The following is a 16,166-nucleotide window of genomic DNA, read 5'->3' as shown; positions in this document are numbered from 1 at the left end:
TGGAGGCGTCTATTGGCGGGCAAAGGAAGACTATGACGGACAAGATTTTTATTGGTGGCGGTGGCGAAGGCTACGCTGAGCCGCAAGAGATGCGTTTCAAATATGCCAACCGCCACGGGTTGATCGCCGGGGCCACGGGCACCGGTAAGACGGTAACCCTGCAAATCCTGGCTGAAAGCTTCTCCCAGGCCGGCGTTCCGGTAATCCTGGCGGATGTAAAGGGCGATCTCTCCGGGTTGGCCAAGGCGGGAACAGCAAGCCATAAGCTCCATGCGGCCTTTGTGGGCCGCGCTGAAAAAATCGGTTTTTCCTCCTATACATACCACGACTGTCCGGTCACCTTCTGGGATCTGTTTGGCGAACAGGGCCATCCCGTGCGTACCACGGTGGCGGAGATGGGGCCTTTGCTGTTGGCGCAACTGCTGGAGCTGAGCGAAGCCCAGGAAGGGATTTTGAATATCGCCTTTCGGCTAGCGGACGAACAGGCCCTGCCGCTGCTGGATCTGAAGGACCTACAGGCGCTGTTGGTTTGGATTGGTGAAAACCGGGGCGAGCTATCACTGCGCTATGGCAATGTTTCTCCGGCCTCGGTGGGGGCCATCCAGCGGCGTCTGTTGGTCCTGGAAAACCAGGGCGGCGCGGATCTGTTTGGTGAGCCTGCGCTGGCGCTGAGCGATCTAATGCGACAAGACAGCGCCGGGCGCGGCATGGTCAATATCCTTGCCTCTGACAAACTGATGTCTGCGCCCAAGCTTTATGCCACCTTCCTGCTGTGGCTGCTGAGCGAGCTGTTTGAAGAGCTGCCCGAGGTGGGCGATCCTGACAAGCCCCGGTTGGTGTTCTTCTTTGATGAGGCGCATCTGTTGTTTGACGACGCGCCCAAGGCCTTGGTCGACAAGGTGGAACAGGTGGCGCGGCTGATCCGCTCCAAGGGGGTTGGCATCTATTTCATCACCCAGAGCCCGGGCGACGTTCCAGAGGACATTCTGGGACAGCTTGGCAATCGCATCCAGCACGCGCTGCGCGCCTTTACCGCGCGGGATCGCAAAAACCTGAAACTGGCCGCAGAGACCTATCGGGAGAACCCGCGGTTCTCGACCGAGGATGCCATTCGCGAAGTCGGCGTCGGGGAAGCGGTGACCTCGATGCTGCAAAAGAAGGGCGTGCCGGGCATTGTTGAGCGCACCCTGATCCGGCCACCCAGCAGCCAGTTGGGGCCGCTGACAAAAGCGGAGCGCGCAGAGGTGCTCAAGCAATCGGATATGGCGGGGAAATACGACAAACCCATAGATCGCCATTCTGCCTATGAAATTCTGCTGGCACGCACTGCCAAGGCAGCACAAGAGGCTGAGGCAGCAGAGGTTCAGGCCGAAGCGGCGCCAGAGCCGATGGCCCGGGAATTCAATGCAGCACGGCGGTTTTCTGGCGCCCGCGTTCCGCGCTCGTCTGCGCGCAGGCATAGACCAAAAGATACCTTTGCCTCTGCCATGTCAGAAGCGGTGATCAAAGAGTTGAAAGGCACCACAGGCCGCCGTTTGGTGCGCGGCATACTGGGTGGTTTGTTCAAAGGACGATAAGTGAAAAGGGGGCCGGCAACTGCCAGCCCCCTAAGGGTCCGCCTTTGGCGGGAGTATTTAGGGCCACATGAAATATGGGCCAAAACGAAGGGCCGCCCCTGGTGTCTGGGCGGCCCTTTTTTGTTGTGCTATTTCTCCGGGATCAAGCCGCGCGGGCTGAAGCGGAGCACCAAAAGCAGGATCAATCCCATGGTGAACAGCCGCATATGGGCGGCGTTTTCCAGCAGGTGTTCCCGCAGCATGTTGGTTTCATCCATGCCTGAGGTCAGCAGGGTGATCAGCTCCAGGCTCATCGGTTCCACCTTGATCCAGAGGAACCAGATCAGGAAGCCGCCCAGCACCGAGCCAAAGTTGTTGCCGGAGCCACCAACGATGACCATCACCCAGATCAGGAAGGTAAAGCGCAAGGGATTATAGGTGCCCGGAGTCAACTGCCCGTCCAGGGTGGTCATCATCGCACCCGCAATGCCGCAAATGGCCGAGCCAAGCACAAAAATCTGCAGGTGGCGTTTGGTGACGTTTTTCCCCATGGCCTGCGCCGCTACCTCATTGTCGCGAATGGCGCGCATCATCCGCCCCCAGGGGCTTTTGAGCGCCATCTGCGCCATCCACAGCAAGGCGATCAGCACCAGGGAAAACAGCGCCGCATAGCCCAGCTTGACGTAGAGCGTTGACCCCAAAACCGGATCCATTCCAAGACTGGCAAACCAGTCCACATAGGCGGGATCGTTTTGCAGATCGACCTCGTAAGGCACGGGCCGGGGCAGGCCGACGACGTTTTTCACGCCGCGCGACAGCCAGTCTTCGTTTTTGAGGATGGCAATGATGATTTCGGCAATGCCAAGGGTGGCAATCGCCAGATAGTCCGACCGCAGCCCCAGGGCCGTTTTGCCGATCAGCCAGGCCGCTCCGGCCGCCAGCAGCCCCCCCATGGGCCAGGACAAGAGCACCGGCCAGCCAAGCCCACCGATATTGCCCGCCAATGCCGGATTGATGTCTTCGATCGCTTCAATCGACGGGTCAAACAGGGCGCGATAGATGATAAATCCAACAATCAGGATGGCCACAATCAGCGCAGTACGCAGGCCACCTTTGGGCAGCAAACGGGTTGCGGCAACTGCCGAGATCACCGTCAGCGCCCCCATCACCAGTGCCATGACAACGCCCGGGCCTCCGGCGCTCCAGGCACCTGGAGATGGCGGCGTTGAGGTCAGCACCACAGCGAGACCGCCCAGAGCAGTGAACCCCATGATGCCCACATTGAACAAGCCGGCAAAGCCCCACTGCAGGTTTACCCCCAGCGCCATGATGGCCGAAATCAGCCCCATGTTGAGGATCACCAGTGAGGAGTTCCAGGAGCCTGAGAAAAAGCTCCAGTTGGTGAGGCCTTCCAGCAGGATCAGCACGGCCACGACCGCAAACAAAAGACTGTGTTTCAGAGTATCAGTCATACCGATTTCCCTTTGAAGAGCCCTGTTGGCTTGAACAGAAGGACGATGATCAGGATCGCAAAGGAGACCGCAAACTTATAGTCGGTACTCAGAAGTTGTACCAAACCATCGGGTTCTAGGTGTTCCGGCATCAGATAGCCCAACACCTTTTTCCAGGCATAGGTAATAGTGACCTCGGAAAAGGCGATGATGAACCCACCCGCAATCGCACCCTGGGGGCTGCCCAGACCACCAACAATGGCCGAGGCAAAGATCGGCAGCAGCAGCTGGAAATAGGTGAAGGGCTTAAAGCTCTTGTCGAGGCCATAGAGCACACCGGCGATGGTCGCCAGGGAGGCCACGATCAGCCAAGTATACATCACCACCCGGTCCGGATCGATGCCGGACAACAGCGCCAGATCTTCATTGTCGGAATAGGCGCGCATGGATTTACCGGTGCGGGTCTTGTTGAGGAACCAAAACAGCAGCGCCACAACCACAATGGCGGCCACCACAGTGATGCCCTGAGAAGTCTTGATCGCCAACCCTTCACGCAGGCCCGTAATTTCCTTAAAGGCGCGCGCCTTGATGATAAAGCGCTCGCCATCGGCAAAACGCTGATCGCCGGGCCCAATGACAAAACGCACAAGGCCGTTCATCATGAACATCACCCCCAGCGAGACCATGACAAAAACCACAGGCTTGGCCTTTTGGGCGCGGTAGAACCGATAGACGGTGCGATCCGTGACCAGCACCAACACCATGGTTGCAAAAATGCCAAAGGGCAGGGCGAGCAGCGCCGTAGGCAGTGGGCCAAAGCTAACCCCCCAGGATTGCAGCAACCAGGTCACCAGAATGGTCATCATTGTGCCAAAGGCCATGGTGTCCCCATGGGCAAAGTTGGAAAACCGCAGGATACTGTAGATCAGCGTGACCCCCAGCGCCCCCAGCGCCAGCTGGCTGCCATAGGCGATGGCGGGTACGCCAACGAAGTTCGTGAATGCCACAAGGGCGTTGAGAAGATCCATGTTGTATCTCTCTAGTCTGAATTCTGTGAATTGCTGCTTGGCGGTGGCAGCAAACTCTCACCGTCGATGGGAGCACGTTGTTTTGGGGAACCGGAGCCTTCATTTGAGTTCGTCAGGTTTTCATTCCTTGTGAGACCAACACCACATTTCCCTGCAGCGAATTCTGCTTCACTCTCTCCAACTGGCAATAACTGAAAATTCTCATGGGTTTCATCTATCCAGAGCGCCATAGGTTCACCGTTGACTTCGCCTTTGAGCCATCGAGAAGAGCTATCTACTGGTGAGAGAATAACGGCTGTTCGTTCTCGGTTTGGTACCTTTGCAATAAGCACAAGGTTTTCAGATTCTGAGGTCTCCAGCTCGATTAGTTCAAACTCGACCTTAAACGGTGAGCACTCAAGTGAGATCGAGCATGTTTTCTGGACTTGGCACTCTAGGGCTGTCGCCGTTTGAGCTGAGAACAGAAAGGACGCCAAAGCAAGTGTCAGATTTCGTTTCCAGTAATAGGTCGGTTCCATCTTCACCCCCCCAGAAACGATTTGCGTACTTCGGGATCGGCCAGCAGCTCTTGGCCGGTGCCGGTATAGGCATTGCGCCCCTGCACCAAAACATAGCCTTTGTCCGCGATCTCAAGCGCTTGCTTGGCGTTTTGTTCCACCATCAGGATCGGCAGACCGGTGCGGGCCACCTCAATGATACGGTCAAACAGCTCGTCCATCACGATGGGCGACACCCCGGCGGTGGGCTCATCCAGCATCAAAACCTTGGGCTGGGTCATCAGCGCGCGCCCCACGGCCACCTGCTGACGTTGCCCACCAGACAGCTCACCGGCGGGCTGGTTGCGCTTGTCGCGTAGGATCGGGAACAGATCATAGACCTGCTCCATGGTGCCAGTGATGTCATCGGTGCGAATAAACGCCCCCATCTCCAGGTTCTCTTCCACCGTCATCGAGGTAAAGATATTGCTGGTTTGCGGCACAAAACCCATGCCCTTGATCACCCGGTCCTGTGGGCTCAGACTGGTGATATCCTCACCACCCAACCGCACCGCGCCCGCGCGCACATTCAGCATGCCAAAAACCGCCTTCATCGCGGTCGATTTGCCCGCCCCATTGGGGCCAACAATCACGGCAATTTCACCGGGGTTCACAGCAATGGTACAATCATGCAGGATATCCGGCCCCTTGCCGTATCCCCCAGTCATGCTGTCACCAATCAAAAAGGGTTCAGACATGGGCGGCGCCCCTATTCATCTTGCCAAAAATACCTCGGGGGAGCCGCGAAGCGGCGGGGGCAGAGCCCCGGTTTTCTTTGCAATTCCCCATCAGGCCTTCTCCAACTTGTCTTTGTTCTTCAGCCCGGTACCCAGATAGGCCTCGATCACCTGCTCATTGGCTTTGATCTCGGCCAAAGTGCCCTCGGCCAGCTTCTTGCCCTCGGCCATGCAGATCACCGGGTCACACAGGCGGTCGATAAACTCCATGTCGTGCTCGATCACCACAAAGGTATAGCCACGCTCTTCATTGAGACGCTTGATGGCATCCGCAATTGTATAGAGCAGGGTGCGGTTCACCCCGGCGCCAACCTCGTCGAGGAAAACGATCTTGGCATCCACCATCATGGTGCGGCCCAGTTCCAACAGCTTCTTCTGGCCGCCCGAAACCTCGCCGGCGCGCAGATCGGCGATATGGCTGATGGTGAGAAACTCAAGTACTTCATCCGCCTTGGCCCGCAGGGCGCGCTCTTCATCAGCGATGCGCTTACGGCCAAACCAGGTGTTCCACAGGCTTTCACCCGATTGCGCGCCGGGCACCATCATCAGGTTCTCGCGGCAGGTCATCGAGGAAAACTCATGTGCGATCTGAAAGGTGCGCAACAGCCCCTTATGAAACAGCTCATGCGGCGGCAGGCCGGTAATATCTTCCCCATCCATGGTCACGCGACCGGATGTGGGCTCAAGAACGCCAGCTATTACGTTGAAAAGAGTGGTCTTTCCCGCGCCATTTGGCCCGATTAAACCGGTTATGGAGCCCTTGGCGATTTCAAGCGAGGCGCCGTCAACCGCGTGGAACCCGCCGAAGTGCTTGTGCAAGTCCTCGACGACGATCATATCATTCTATCCCCTGCCGCTATTTTTTTCGGCTTACTAAATTTGGAACAGCCCGGGAAATTCCCGGGCTGCTCTTTGACTTTATGATCCTACAAAAGAGATCAGCGGAACTTTACAGTGGTGTTCACACCGTCTTTGACCAGGATCTCACGGTAGGAGCCTGCGCTCTCACCGGGGCCAATCAGCTCAACGCCGGTGGCGCCCTGGAAATCAACGTCTTTGCCAGCGGCAATCAGTTCCAGTGCCTTGCCCAGCTCGCCGGGGTTGATCACTTCACCGGGTGCATTGGCAACATCCATGATCTTGGCGCCGTACTCAGCAGGGTCGGTCGAATTGGCCGCCTGCATTGCCAGCAGGATCAGAGCCGCCGCATCATAGGACTCGGAGGCATAGGCAGAGGTGCCGTCAAAGCCCAGGGCTTTGGCTTGCTCGGCAAAGATCTCCGCACCTTGGCTGTCGGAGCCTGCGATCTGGCCGTAAGAACCGTCCAGGTCGGAGCCAACGTTTTTCGGCAGGCTGTCACCGATCATGCCGCCAGGCAGACCGAAGGTGTCAAAGGCGCCGGAGTCGAGCGAGGACTGAATGATGCCCAGACCGCCCTGGTCAAGGTAACCGGCAACAACCAGAATGTCGCCGCCAGCAGAGGCCAGCGAAGCCACTTCAGCAGAATAGTCACCCTTGCCGTCTTCATGGGCGGCCACGATTGTCACTTCACCGCCAACAGCCTCAAAGGAGGTCTTGATCGCATCGGCCAGGCCTTTGCCATAGTCGTTGTTGGTGTAGGTCAGAGCAATGGATTCAACGCCTTTTTCCTGTAGCATCTCAGCCATTACCTGACCTTCACGGGCGTCAGAGGGCGAGGTGCGGAAAAACAGGCCATTGTCTTCCATTGAGGAGAGGCCAGGGGAGGTCGCCGAAGGGGACACCATGACCATACCGTTTGGAATGGCAACGTTTTGCAGAATCGCGCCGGTCACACCGGAGCAGTCACCACCAACAATACCGTTTACGCCTTCTGCGATCAGTTTTTCACCGTTGGCTACGGCCAGGCCGTTGTCGATGCAGCCAGTATCGGCCCGCACAGAGGTTACGGTTGCGCCGTCAAGCAGCAGGCCGGATTTGGTGACCTCATCCATCGCCATTTCCGAGCCAGCTGCCATGGCAGCGGTCAGCGATTCAATGGGGCCGGTGAAACCGATCAGAACGCCAAGCTTTACTTCTTTGGCGTGGCTGCCTGCAAAGGCGGTGCCTGCAGTCAGCGCGAGGGCCGCTGTGGCCATCATCAATTTTTTCATCATATTTCTCCCAGTTTATTGGAACAAGTCTGTTCATAAGGAACCCTAGGCAAGGCGATTTGAAAAGAAAAGTCCCCTTGGCTCGCGACACCCTCCCGATGTCCACTTGCTCTGTTTTTATCCAGCAGCGTTTTGCTGGCCTGATGAGGCGGATGCTCTACAGGTTTTTGCGCCAGAGGGAAAGAAAACAATGGCCATTTCGTCGCATCCCTTTGGGGTTGATTTTGTCTCGCGGGCTTTCGTTGGACGGCGGAAATGTCCGTTTGGCGGCCGGTCAAAGCCGGTGGATTTCCGCAAGTGCTTGAAGCTTAAAATAAATATGTTGATGAAATCGACCGGCCAAAGCCTGTGTCTTTTGCTGTGTCCAAAAAAGCCGGGCACAGCGCAGGATCTGTGAGAATGATCAAAAAAATGTGACAGGCCAAGCCCTCTGGGTCGGCCCCCAAGTGGCAAAAGTGTCTGTTCTCGCCAGAGAATCAGTCGCTTTTGCTCAAGGTAGAATCACTGTCCGCCAGATTTGCTGCCGCGCTCACGGTAGGGGGTGGTGTCATAATGCGCCCGGTAGCATTTGGAAAAATGCGACGGCGAGGCAAACCCACAGGCCAGCGCCACATTGATCACGCTCATATCGGTCTGCATCAACAGGTTGCGGGCTTTTTGCAACCTCAGCTCCATATAATAGCGTTTGGGGCTGCGGTTCAGATAACGGCGGAACAGACGTTCAAGCTGCCGGGTCGACATCCCAACATTCTGCGCCAAGACGGAGGGGCTGATGGGTTCCTCGATATTGGTTTCCATCATTTGGATTACCATCGACAGCTTCGGGTGACGCACGCCGATCCGAGTCGGGACCGACAGGCGCTGGGTGTCCTGATCGGTGCGGATAGAAGAATAGATCAACTGGTCCGCTACGGAATTTGCCAGATCCTCGCCGTGGTCATTGGCAATGAGTTTCAACAACAAATCAATCGACGACGTCCCACCCGCCGTAGACAAGCGATTGTTATCAATTACAAAAACGGATTTTGTGAGGGTGACTTCCTCGAACTCTTCGGCAAAGCTGTCAATGTTTTCCCAATGGATGGTTGCCTTTTTACCGTCCAGCAATCCAGCCTTCGCCAGAACATAGGAGGCGGTGCACAGGCCGCCAATCATCACGCCCTTGCGGGCCTCACGGCGCAGCCAGGCCAGCAGTTTTTTACTGGTTGCGGCCTGAACGTTAACCCCTGCACAGACAAGAATACTGTCATCGCGTTGCAAATCACCAAAATCACCGTCCACAGCAAAGGTGGTGCCGGCAGAGCAGGTGACTTGTTCGCCACCCTCGCCAAGCAAAGTCCAGCTATAGACCTCGCGACCGGCCATACGGTTGGCGATACGCAGGCATTCAACCGCTGAGGCAAAAGAGAGCATCGAGAATCTCTCTAGCAAAACAAATACATATCGTCTTGTGGATGAAACCTCTTTTGATGTTTCGACCGGTTTTCTTTGGGTTTGCATGGGGCACATCCTTGGCAATTTTTGAATGCACCGGGAGAGACCATTAATAAGTCAGCCCCGCGTGAGACCAGAAAACCGTGACCATAGGTTCGAAGCCGGGTCAAGAGGGGCAAATCTAAACTGGTCAGCACGAGTGCGTTTTTGTATAGGTGGCTTCCGTTCTATTATTAAGACCTCTTAAGCGGAGAAAAGCTATGAGTGAGTGGCAAAAAGCATCCTGGCGCAACAAACCCCGCGTGCAGATGCCCGATTACACCGACGCCCCGGCGCTCGGCGCCGTAGAAGCGCAGCTTTCAAGCTATCCTCCACTGGTCTTTGCCGGCGAAGCACGGCGCTTGAAACAACATCTTGCAGCGGCGGGCCGCGGCGAGGCATTTTTGCTGCAGGGCGGTGACTGCGCCGAAAGCTTTGAGCAGTTCAGCGCGGATGCCATTCGCGACACCTTCAAGGTGATGCTGCAGATGGCCATGGTGTTGACCTATGGCGCCAAGGTTCCTGTGGTGAAAGTGGGCCGTATGGCCGGCCAATTCGCCAAACCGCGCAGCGCGCCTACTGAAACCCTGGATGGGGTGGAGCTGCCCAGCTATCGCGGCGACATCATCAACGATCTTGGTTTCACCGAAGCCGCGCGTATTCCCGATCCCAAGCGGATGTTGCAGGCCTACACCCAGGCGGCGGCAACCCTCAACCTGCTGCGGGCCTTTTCCACCGGCGGCTATGCGGATGTGAACCAGGTGCATTCTTGGACCCTGGGCTTTACCGAAGGTGAAAAAGCCCAAAGCTACCGCGAAATGGCCAATCGCATCACCGACACGCTGGATTTCATGAAAGCAGCCGGGGTGAACAATGATGCGGCGCATGCGTTGCAGACGGTAGAATTCTACACCAGCCACGAAGGCCTGCTGCTGGAATACGAAGAGGCGCTGACCCGTCTTGATACGACCTCTGGCAATTGGCTGGCAGGCTCCGGTCATATGCTGTGGATCGGGGATCGCACCCGCCAGCCCGACGGCGCCCATGTGGAATTCTGTCGTGGAGTGCTGAATCCCATCGGCATGAAATGTGGCCCCACAACATCGGCTGATGACCTGAAGGTGCTGATGCAGCGCCTGAACCCTTCAAATGAGGAGGGGCGGCTGACACTGATCGCGCGCTTTGGTGCCGGCAAGGTGGCAGAACATCTGCCGCGACTGGTCAAGGCGGTCGAGGACGAGGGCGCAAATGTCACCTGGGTTTGCGATCCGATGCATGGCAATACCGTGAAATCCTCTACCGGCTACAAAACCCGCCCCTTTGAGAGCGTGTTGCGCGAAGTGCAGGACTTCTTTGCGGTCCATTCCGCCGAAGGCACCATTCCGGGCGGGGTACATTTTGAGATGACCGGTCAGGATGTAACCGAGTGCACCGGCGGTGTTCGCGCGGTAACGGACGAAAACCTGAGCGATCGCTATCACACCGCCTGTGATCCGCGTCTCAACGCCAGCCAATCCCTGGAACTGGCCTTTCTGGTCGCAGAAGAATTGTCAAACCTGCGCAATAAGCGTCGCGCACGCAGCGCTGAAGCCAGCTGAGCCACGCTCTATGGCCCGTAGAAAATCAAGACCGCTCCAGGAGACTGGGGCGGTTTTTGTTTAACTACAATGTGTTGCGATGCGATGTTGAAGGGGTGTTTAAAAGGGAAACGCCCCGGGAATTCTTCCGCGGGGCGATCATTGCTAGACTATGACCAAATAGACTAGAAATAGGCTAAAATTTTAGGAAACGGGCGTTTCATCACGGCTGGAGACCAGCCGCAAATGTGCCCCTTTCGATTTGCTTTTGTCATCTGTCCGCGCAGTGTCACGCGCCGGTTTTTTCAACCTGAGATCGGCCAGATCACGCGCTTCTTGCAGGATGGATGGCTCAGGAGCAAGGCGCGCTTGCAACTCTGCAAACTTAGGGTTTGGCTTGTTCACATCACCCGCGTCGCGCGACTTTGCCTTGAACTCGGTATCATCGGTGTTTTTGGCAACGGCCCGCATTTCGATCGAGGTGATTGCAAAGCGCTGCGATGTTTTGTTCGGGTTACCCTCAGAGACAAAAACACCCAGTGCACGGCTCACATCGCCCAGGTCGCTGCGCAAGGGGAGCAGCAACATGCGGGCCTCACGGCGACCACGCAGGCGTGACCCTTCGGTCTGCATCTCAATCTCAACAATGGCAGGCGCTTCAAACATGTGCTCCAGCGCGGCGCTCATCTGTTTGCGGGCATCGGGGGTGAAAAAGGCGGTAATCGGCATGCCGCGCACCTCCATGCCTGCCATCTCATTGACCTTTTGGCCGGCCAGGCGGAAGCGGGCGATACCTGGGGCAACACGCTCCAGTATAAATGTCTGCGACAGAATGTTTTCCAACCCGCGCGGATCGATCTGTGACCGGCTGGGAATGTCGTCGCCGCGACGCAGCGCGGTCCAATAGGCCTCGGCCTGACGCATGGGGGAAACCGGAACGGTGTTACGGAAATTCGTCATGGGAACCACCTTGTTGTGACCCTTGTCCTGGCTAGAGTTTTTGCTGCCGCCAAAAAACATGTGCTTTTCCTTACGTTGTCCGGTCCATTTGCCATCTTGTACGCAACACAATCTGCCGACTGCCTTATTCGTACCGTTTAGATGGTTACCTTGCAGTTAACATGCCATAATATTATTCAAATTTGGACTAAAACTTAAAGCAATGGTTAACGCCTTTGTATAACCACCTATCCTTTTGCGCGTGCCGGCACTGCTGAGGACACTGTTTTGGGCCTGATTTTGCTGGCGATTGGCTGGATAAGGACAAGTTTATGAAAATTCGAAGCATGACCGGATTTGCCTCGGGACAGGGGCGTCTTGGGGTCCACAGTTGGAGCTGGGAAATGCGGTCGGTCAACGCCAAGGGGCTGGATCTGCGCCTGCGGGTGCCGGACTGGCTGGATGGGCTGGAAGTGCACCTGCGCAAGGTCATGGGCAACACACTGGCGCGGGGAAATGTCTCGCTGGGGCTGCGGATCAGCCGAGGAGAGGAGGCGGCTGGAACCCTCACTCTGAACAAACCTCTGCTCGCTTCGGTGCTCACCGCCCTGGCAGAGGCAGAGGCGCTGGCGCAGTCGGCCGGGGTGGATTTGTCGGTCACATCTGGTGCGGATTTGCTTTCTATTCGCGGGGTACTGGAAACCACAGCAATCGAAGATGACCCGGCGCCATTGGTTGCTGAGTTGAAAAAGGAATTCGAAAGCCTTGTGTCTGAATTCGTTCAAATGCGTGAAACCGAAGGGGCTGCATTGGAGCAGGTCTTGCGCAACCAACTGGCCGAGGTGAGCCGCCTGACTCAATTTGCGGCAGACAGCGCCGAAGCGCGCAAACCCCTGGTGGCTGCGGCGCTTAAGGCCAATCTGGCCAAGGTGTTGGAAAACGCGGACGGGGCCGATGCCAACCGGGTTGCCCAGGAATTGGCGATGTTGGCGGTAAAATCGGATGTCACCGAAGAAATCGACCGGCTGGCAGCCCATGTGGCCGCCGCTGAGGATCTGCTGGCCACTGGCGGCGCGGTGGGGCGCAAGTTTGACTTCCTGATGCAGGAATTCAACCGCGAGGCCAATACACTGTGTTCAAAAGCGCTTAACAGTGACTTGACCTCCGTGGGTCTAGAGTTGAAAGCAGTGATCGACCAAATGCGCGAACAAGTGCAAAATATAGAATAACTCCAAAGGAGAAGACCTGATGGCAGATCGGCGCGGCCTTTTGATCATCCTGTCCTCGCCCTCCGGCGCGGGCAAATCCACTCTGGCAAAGCGGTTGCGCGCCTGGGACGACAGTATTTCGTTTTCGGTTTCGGCCACCACCCGCAACCCTCGCCCCGGTGAGGTGCACGGGCAGGATTACCATTTTGTCTCCGTGGATGATTTCAAATCTGCCGTTACAGAAAATGACATGCTGGAACATGCCCATGTCTTTGGCAATTTTTATGGTTCCCCCAAAGGGCCTGTACGCGCCGCCATCGAGGACGGCCAGGATGTGCTGTTTGACATCGACTGGCAGGGGGCGCAGCAGATCCGCAACTCTGAGCTGGGCCAGCACACATTGTCGATCTTTTTGTTGCCCCCGTCGATCACCGAGCTGCGGCGCCGGTTGGAAAGCCGGGGACAGGACGATGCCGAGACCATCAAACGGCGGATGGAGAAGAGCTGGGACGAGATCAGCCACTGGGGCAGCTATGATAATGTGTTGATCAATGATGATCTGGATGCCACCGAAGAAGCGCTGAAAACCATCATCACCTCCACCCGTTTGCGCCGTATTCAGCAGCCGCAGCTGGTGGATCATGTGCGCCTGTTGCAAAGCGAATTTGAGGACATGACATGACATTATACGCTCTTGGTGAACACCAACCCCACCTGCATGCCGATACCTGGGTTGCACCGGATGCCAATCTGATTGGCAAAGTGGTGCTGGAGGCCGGGGCCTCGGTTTGGTTTGGCTGCACCCTTCGCGCCGATCACGAAGAGATCCGCATCTGCGAGGGCGCAAATGTGCAGGAAAACGTGGTCATGCACATCGACGCGGGCTTCCCGCTGACCGTGGGCAAGAATTGCACCATTGGCCACAAGGTCATGCTGCATGGCTGTACCATCGGCGAAAACAGCCTAATCGGCATGGGGGCGACTGTTCTGAACGGCGCCAAGATTGGCAAGAACTGCCTGATCGGGGCAGGGGCGCTGATCACCGAAAACAAGGTTATACCGGATAATTCTCTGGTCATGGGCGCGCCGGGCAAAGTGGTGCGCGAGGTCTCTGCGGAGCTGGCCCAGACCCTGACCCAGAGCGCCCTGCATTATCAGGATAACATGCGCCGCTTCCGGGATGAGATGCGTCCAGTCTGACCAAAGCCCCCGGTTCCAATGCAAGCGATGCGTTGCCACATAGGCTTTACATTCGCCTGATATTGGAAGCGGATTGCAACAGGGGTTCGCCATGAAACAAGAGGTAATCGAGAGTTTTCTTGAGGCAATTCCAATGCCTTGCGTCTTGGTGGATCAAACTGAGCGTTTTATCGGATCCAACAAACCTGGGCTTACCCTGTTGGGGGAGCAGATCCTGGGACGTCATTTTGCGACAATCCTGCGGCAACCCAATGTTACTGCGGCAATTGAAAAATGTCTGGAGGACCGCGGCAATCGCAGTGCGCGGCATCTGTCAAACGATGGGGCGCAGGATACCACCTACGAGGTTGACCTGCGCTATATTGTCGGCATTGGCGCTGTCGAAGGTGGCGCGGTGCTGATCACCTTTCAGGATGTGACAGAGCGCGAACAGGCCAACCAGATGCGCCGGGATTTTGTCGCCAATGTCAGCCACGAATTGCGCACACCGTTGACCGCCCTGATGGGGTTTATTGAAACCCTGCGCGGGGCGGCACGTGATGACCCGGCGGCGCGGGATCGTTTTCTGACCATCATGGAAGGCGAGGCCAGCCGGATGAACCGTCTGGTGGGCGATTTGTTGTCCCTGAACCGGGTCGAGAGCAAAGAGCGCATTCGCCCCAAGGAACAGATGGACCTGGTGGCACATCTTTGCTCCACGCTCAAAACCATGCAGCCCCTTGCCGACGCCGGCAATGTCAGCCTGAATTTTAGCCCTCCTGAAGTGCCGGTGATGATCATTGGCGATCCGGATCAATTGCTACAGGTCTTTATCAATCTGGTTGAGAACGCCATTAAATATGGCGGCGATCAGGTCGAAGTGACTCTGGAGCTGCTGGAACGGGATCCTTCGCTGCGCGCTCCGGCGGTGCGGGTGCAGGTCACTGACAATGGTGCGGGCATTGATCCGATTCACCTGCCACGGCTGACAGAGCGGTTTTACCGCGCTGACAATCATCGCTCGCGCGAAATGGGGGGCACCGGATTGGGGCTGGCCATCGTCAAACACATCGTCAACCGCCACCGTGGCAGGTTGCGGGTCGAAAGCGATCTTGGCGCGGGAACCTGTTTTTCTGTGACCTTGCCCCTTTCCTGAACCCCGTCTTGATCCGAAGGCGAAACCTCAGATCTGATCCCGGCCCTTATTGCGGACCTGAAATCGCTGCTCTTGGGGGTATCCTCTTTGGCTTTGTCCATCTTTTGCAACGCGCACAGTCCGGCGCGCGGCCTGAACGGGCGCGCCTTTATAGGTGCTGTCTGGCGCAGCTGCCAGAAATTCCGGGCCAAAGATTAACGCAGGGGCGGGATTTGTGACAAAAATCGCTGCTGATCCGGTTTTGTCATACAGCTGTTACATGCACGTCACAAAAGCCTCATGTGCAGCTTTTAGGACCGGCACATGATCATCGTGTGGATGGTCACACAATTTAATCTCTCGTGGAGACTCTCATGTCCTTTGTGAAACTGACCGCTTCTGCCCTGACCATTGCTGCCGCCACTGCGACGGCTGCCACTGCGCGTGACCAGGTTCAGGTTGCTGGCTCCTCGACCGTTCTTCCCTATGCTTCCATCGTTGCCGAAGCCTTTGGCGAAAACTTCGACTTCCCAACCCCTGTTGTTGAATCCGGTGGCTCTTCTGCTGGTCTGAAACGGTTCTGTGAAGGTGTTGGCGAAAACACCATCGACGTCGCCAACGCGTCGCGCGCCATCAAGGAAAAAGAAATCAAAGCCTGCGCCGAGGCTGGTGTCACCGACATCATCGAAGTGCGCATCGGCTATGATGGCATCGTCTTTGCCTCTGACATCAACGGCAGCGCATTCGCTTTCACGCCAACAGACTGGTACATGGCAATCGCAAACGAGCACTATATCGATGGCGCGCTGGTGCCAAATACGCTGGAGACTTGGGACCAAGTAAACCCCGATTTCCCGGCGCAGCCAATCCAGGCCTTTATCCCCGGTACCAAGCACGGCACACGTGAAGTGTTTGAAGAACAGGTTATCCTTGCGGGCTGTGAAGACGGTGGTTTCTATGAAGCCATGCTTGCAGGCGGCGTTGACGAAGATACTGCCGAGCAGAAGTGCATGGCGATCCGTACCGATGGCCGGTCATTTGATATCGACGGTGATTACACCGAAACTTTGGCCCGCATCGAGGCCGACAGCAACGGTATCGGCGTATTCGGTTTGTCCTTTTACGAGAACAACACGAACCTGCTGCAGGTGGCCACAATGAATGGTGTTGTTCCAACAACCGAAAGCATCGCTGCGGGTGACTATCCGGTGTCAC

Annotated in this window: 15 protein-coding genes; 7 read left to right on the top strand and 8 right to left on the bottom strand. The window is 56.7% G+C overall.

Annotated elements, in window-relative coordinates; genetic code table 11:
- The first annotated feature begins 32 nt into the window (after window positions 1–32).
- The gene (locus tag QZ268_RS08335) at window positions 33–1,577 is read left to right on the top strand and encodes a helicase HerA-like domain-containing protein (protein ID WP_295450870.1); all 1,545 of its coding nucleotides are present in this window, start codon (window positions 33–35) and stop codon (window positions 1,575–1,577) included.
- A gap of 128 nt (window positions 1,578–1,705) precedes the next feature.
- Here the strand turns inward: QZ268_RS08335 and QZ268_RS08330 are convergent, their stop codons facing one another.
- From QZ268_RS08330 to QZ268_RS08300, 7 genes are all read right to left on the bottom strand, one after another.
- On the bottom strand, window positions 1,706–3,028 hold the full coding sequence (locus tag QZ268_RS08330; protein WP_295450867.1) for a branched-chain amino acid ABC transporter permease: 1,323 nt from the start codon (window positions 3,026–3,028) through the stop codon (window positions 1,706–1,708).
- A complete protein-coding gene (locus QZ268_RS08325) occupies window positions 3,025–4,035 on the bottom strand; it encodes a branched-chain amino acid ABC transporter permease (protein WP_295450864.1) in 1,011 nt (336 codons plus the stop codon). The genes QZ268_RS08330 and QZ268_RS08325 overlap by 4 nt, the downstream gene beginning before the upstream one ends.
- A gap of 11 nt (window positions 4,036–4,046) precedes the next feature.
- Window positions 4,047–4,553, bottom strand: a complete 507-nt coding sequence (locus tag QZ268_RS08320) for a hypothetical protein (protein WP_295450860.1) — start codon at window positions 4,551–4,553, stop codon at window positions 4,047–4,049.
- Between the two features lie 2 nt (window positions 4,554–4,555).
- Window positions 4,556–5,269, bottom strand: a complete 714-nt coding sequence (locus QZ268_RS08315; RefSeq protein WP_295450857.1) for an ABC transporter ATP-binding protein — start codon at window positions 5,267–5,269, stop codon at window positions 4,556–4,558.
- A 90-nt stretch (window positions 5,270–5,359) separates the two neighbouring features.
- Window positions 5,360–6,145 (bottom strand): ABC transporter ATP-binding protein, encoded by a 786-nt coding sequence (locus QZ268_RS08310; RefSeq protein WP_027240346.1) that lies wholly within the window; start codon window positions 6,143–6,145, stop codon window positions 5,360–5,362.
- Between the two features lie 101 nt (window positions 6,146–6,246).
- Window positions 6,247–7,440: an ABC transporter substrate-binding protein gene (locus QZ268_RS08305; RefSeq protein WP_295450852.1), complete on the bottom strand. Its 1,194-nt coding sequence runs from the start codon at window positions 7,438–7,440 to the stop codon at window positions 6,247–6,249.
- A gap of 501 nt (window positions 7,441–7,941) precedes the next feature.
- Window positions 7,942–8,940: a GlxA family transcriptional regulator gene (locus QZ268_RS08300; RefSeq protein WP_295450849.1), complete on the bottom strand. Its 999-nt coding sequence runs from the start codon at window positions 8,938–8,940 to the stop codon at window positions 7,942–7,944.
- Between the two features lie 194 nt (window positions 8,941–9,134).
- Between QZ268_RS08300 and QZ268_RS08295 the strand changes: the two genes are divergently transcribed.
- Window positions 9,135–10,511 carry a class II 3-deoxy-7-phosphoheptulonate synthase gene (locus QZ268_RS08295; RefSeq protein ID WP_295450845.1) on the top strand — a complete coding sequence of 459 codons (1,377 nt, stop codon included), beginning with the start codon at window positions 9,135–9,137 and terminating at the stop codon, window positions 10,509–10,511.
- Between the two features lie 183 nt (window positions 10,512–10,694).
- On the opposite strand, the gene QZ268_RS08290 is transcribed toward QZ268_RS08295, so the two are convergent.
- Entirely contained in the window at window positions 10,695–11,510 is an 816-nt protein-coding gene (locus tag QZ268_RS08290; protein ID WP_295450842.1) for a PAS domain-containing protein, read from the bottom strand.
- A 251-nt stretch (window positions 11,511–11,761) separates the two neighbouring features.
- Between QZ268_RS08290 and QZ268_RS08285 the strand changes: the two genes are divergently transcribed.
- The 5 genes from QZ268_RS08285 to QZ268_RS08265 form a co-directional block, all read left to right on the top strand.
- Window positions 11,762–12,658 (top strand): YicC/YloC family endoribonuclease, encoded by an 897-nt coding sequence (locus QZ268_RS08285; RefSeq protein ID WP_295450839.1) that lies wholly within the window; start codon window positions 11,762–11,764, stop codon window positions 12,656–12,658.
- Window positions 12,659–12,677: 19 nt separating this feature from the next.
- Window positions 12,678–13,319 (top strand): guanylate kinase, encoded by a 642-nt coding sequence (gene gmk / locus QZ268_RS08280; protein ID WP_295450836.1) that lies wholly within the window; start codon window positions 12,678–12,680, stop codon window positions 13,317–13,319.
- On the top strand, window positions 13,316–13,837 hold the full coding sequence (locus QZ268_RS08275) for a gamma carbonic anhydrase family protein (RefSeq protein WP_295450833.1): 522 nt from the start codon (window positions 13,316–13,318) through the stop codon (window positions 13,835–13,837). Before gmk ends, QZ268_RS08275 begins: the two co-directional genes overlap by 4 nt.
- A 91-nt stretch (window positions 13,838–13,928) precedes the next feature.
- Window positions 13,929–14,972, top strand: coding sequence for an ATP-binding protein (locus tag QZ268_RS08270; protein ID WP_295450830.1), 1,044 nt, complete (start codon window positions 13,929–13,931; stop codon window positions 14,970–14,972).
- A gap of 353 nt (window positions 14,973–15,325) precedes the next feature.
- The coding region (locus QZ268_RS08265) for a substrate-binding domain-containing protein (RefSeq protein ID WP_295450828.1) at window positions 15,326–16,166 on the top strand (841 nt) is incomplete at its 3' end.

Origin of the sequence: uncultured Pseudophaeobacter sp. (assembly GCA_905479575.1) — a bacterium.
Classification (GTDB): Bacteria; Pseudomonadota; Alphaproteobacteria; order Rhodobacterales; family Rhodobacteraceae; genus Pseudophaeobacter.
The sequence above is the reverse complement of the archived record's forward strand: the minus strand, read 5'-3'. Positions and strand labels throughout refer to the sequence as shown.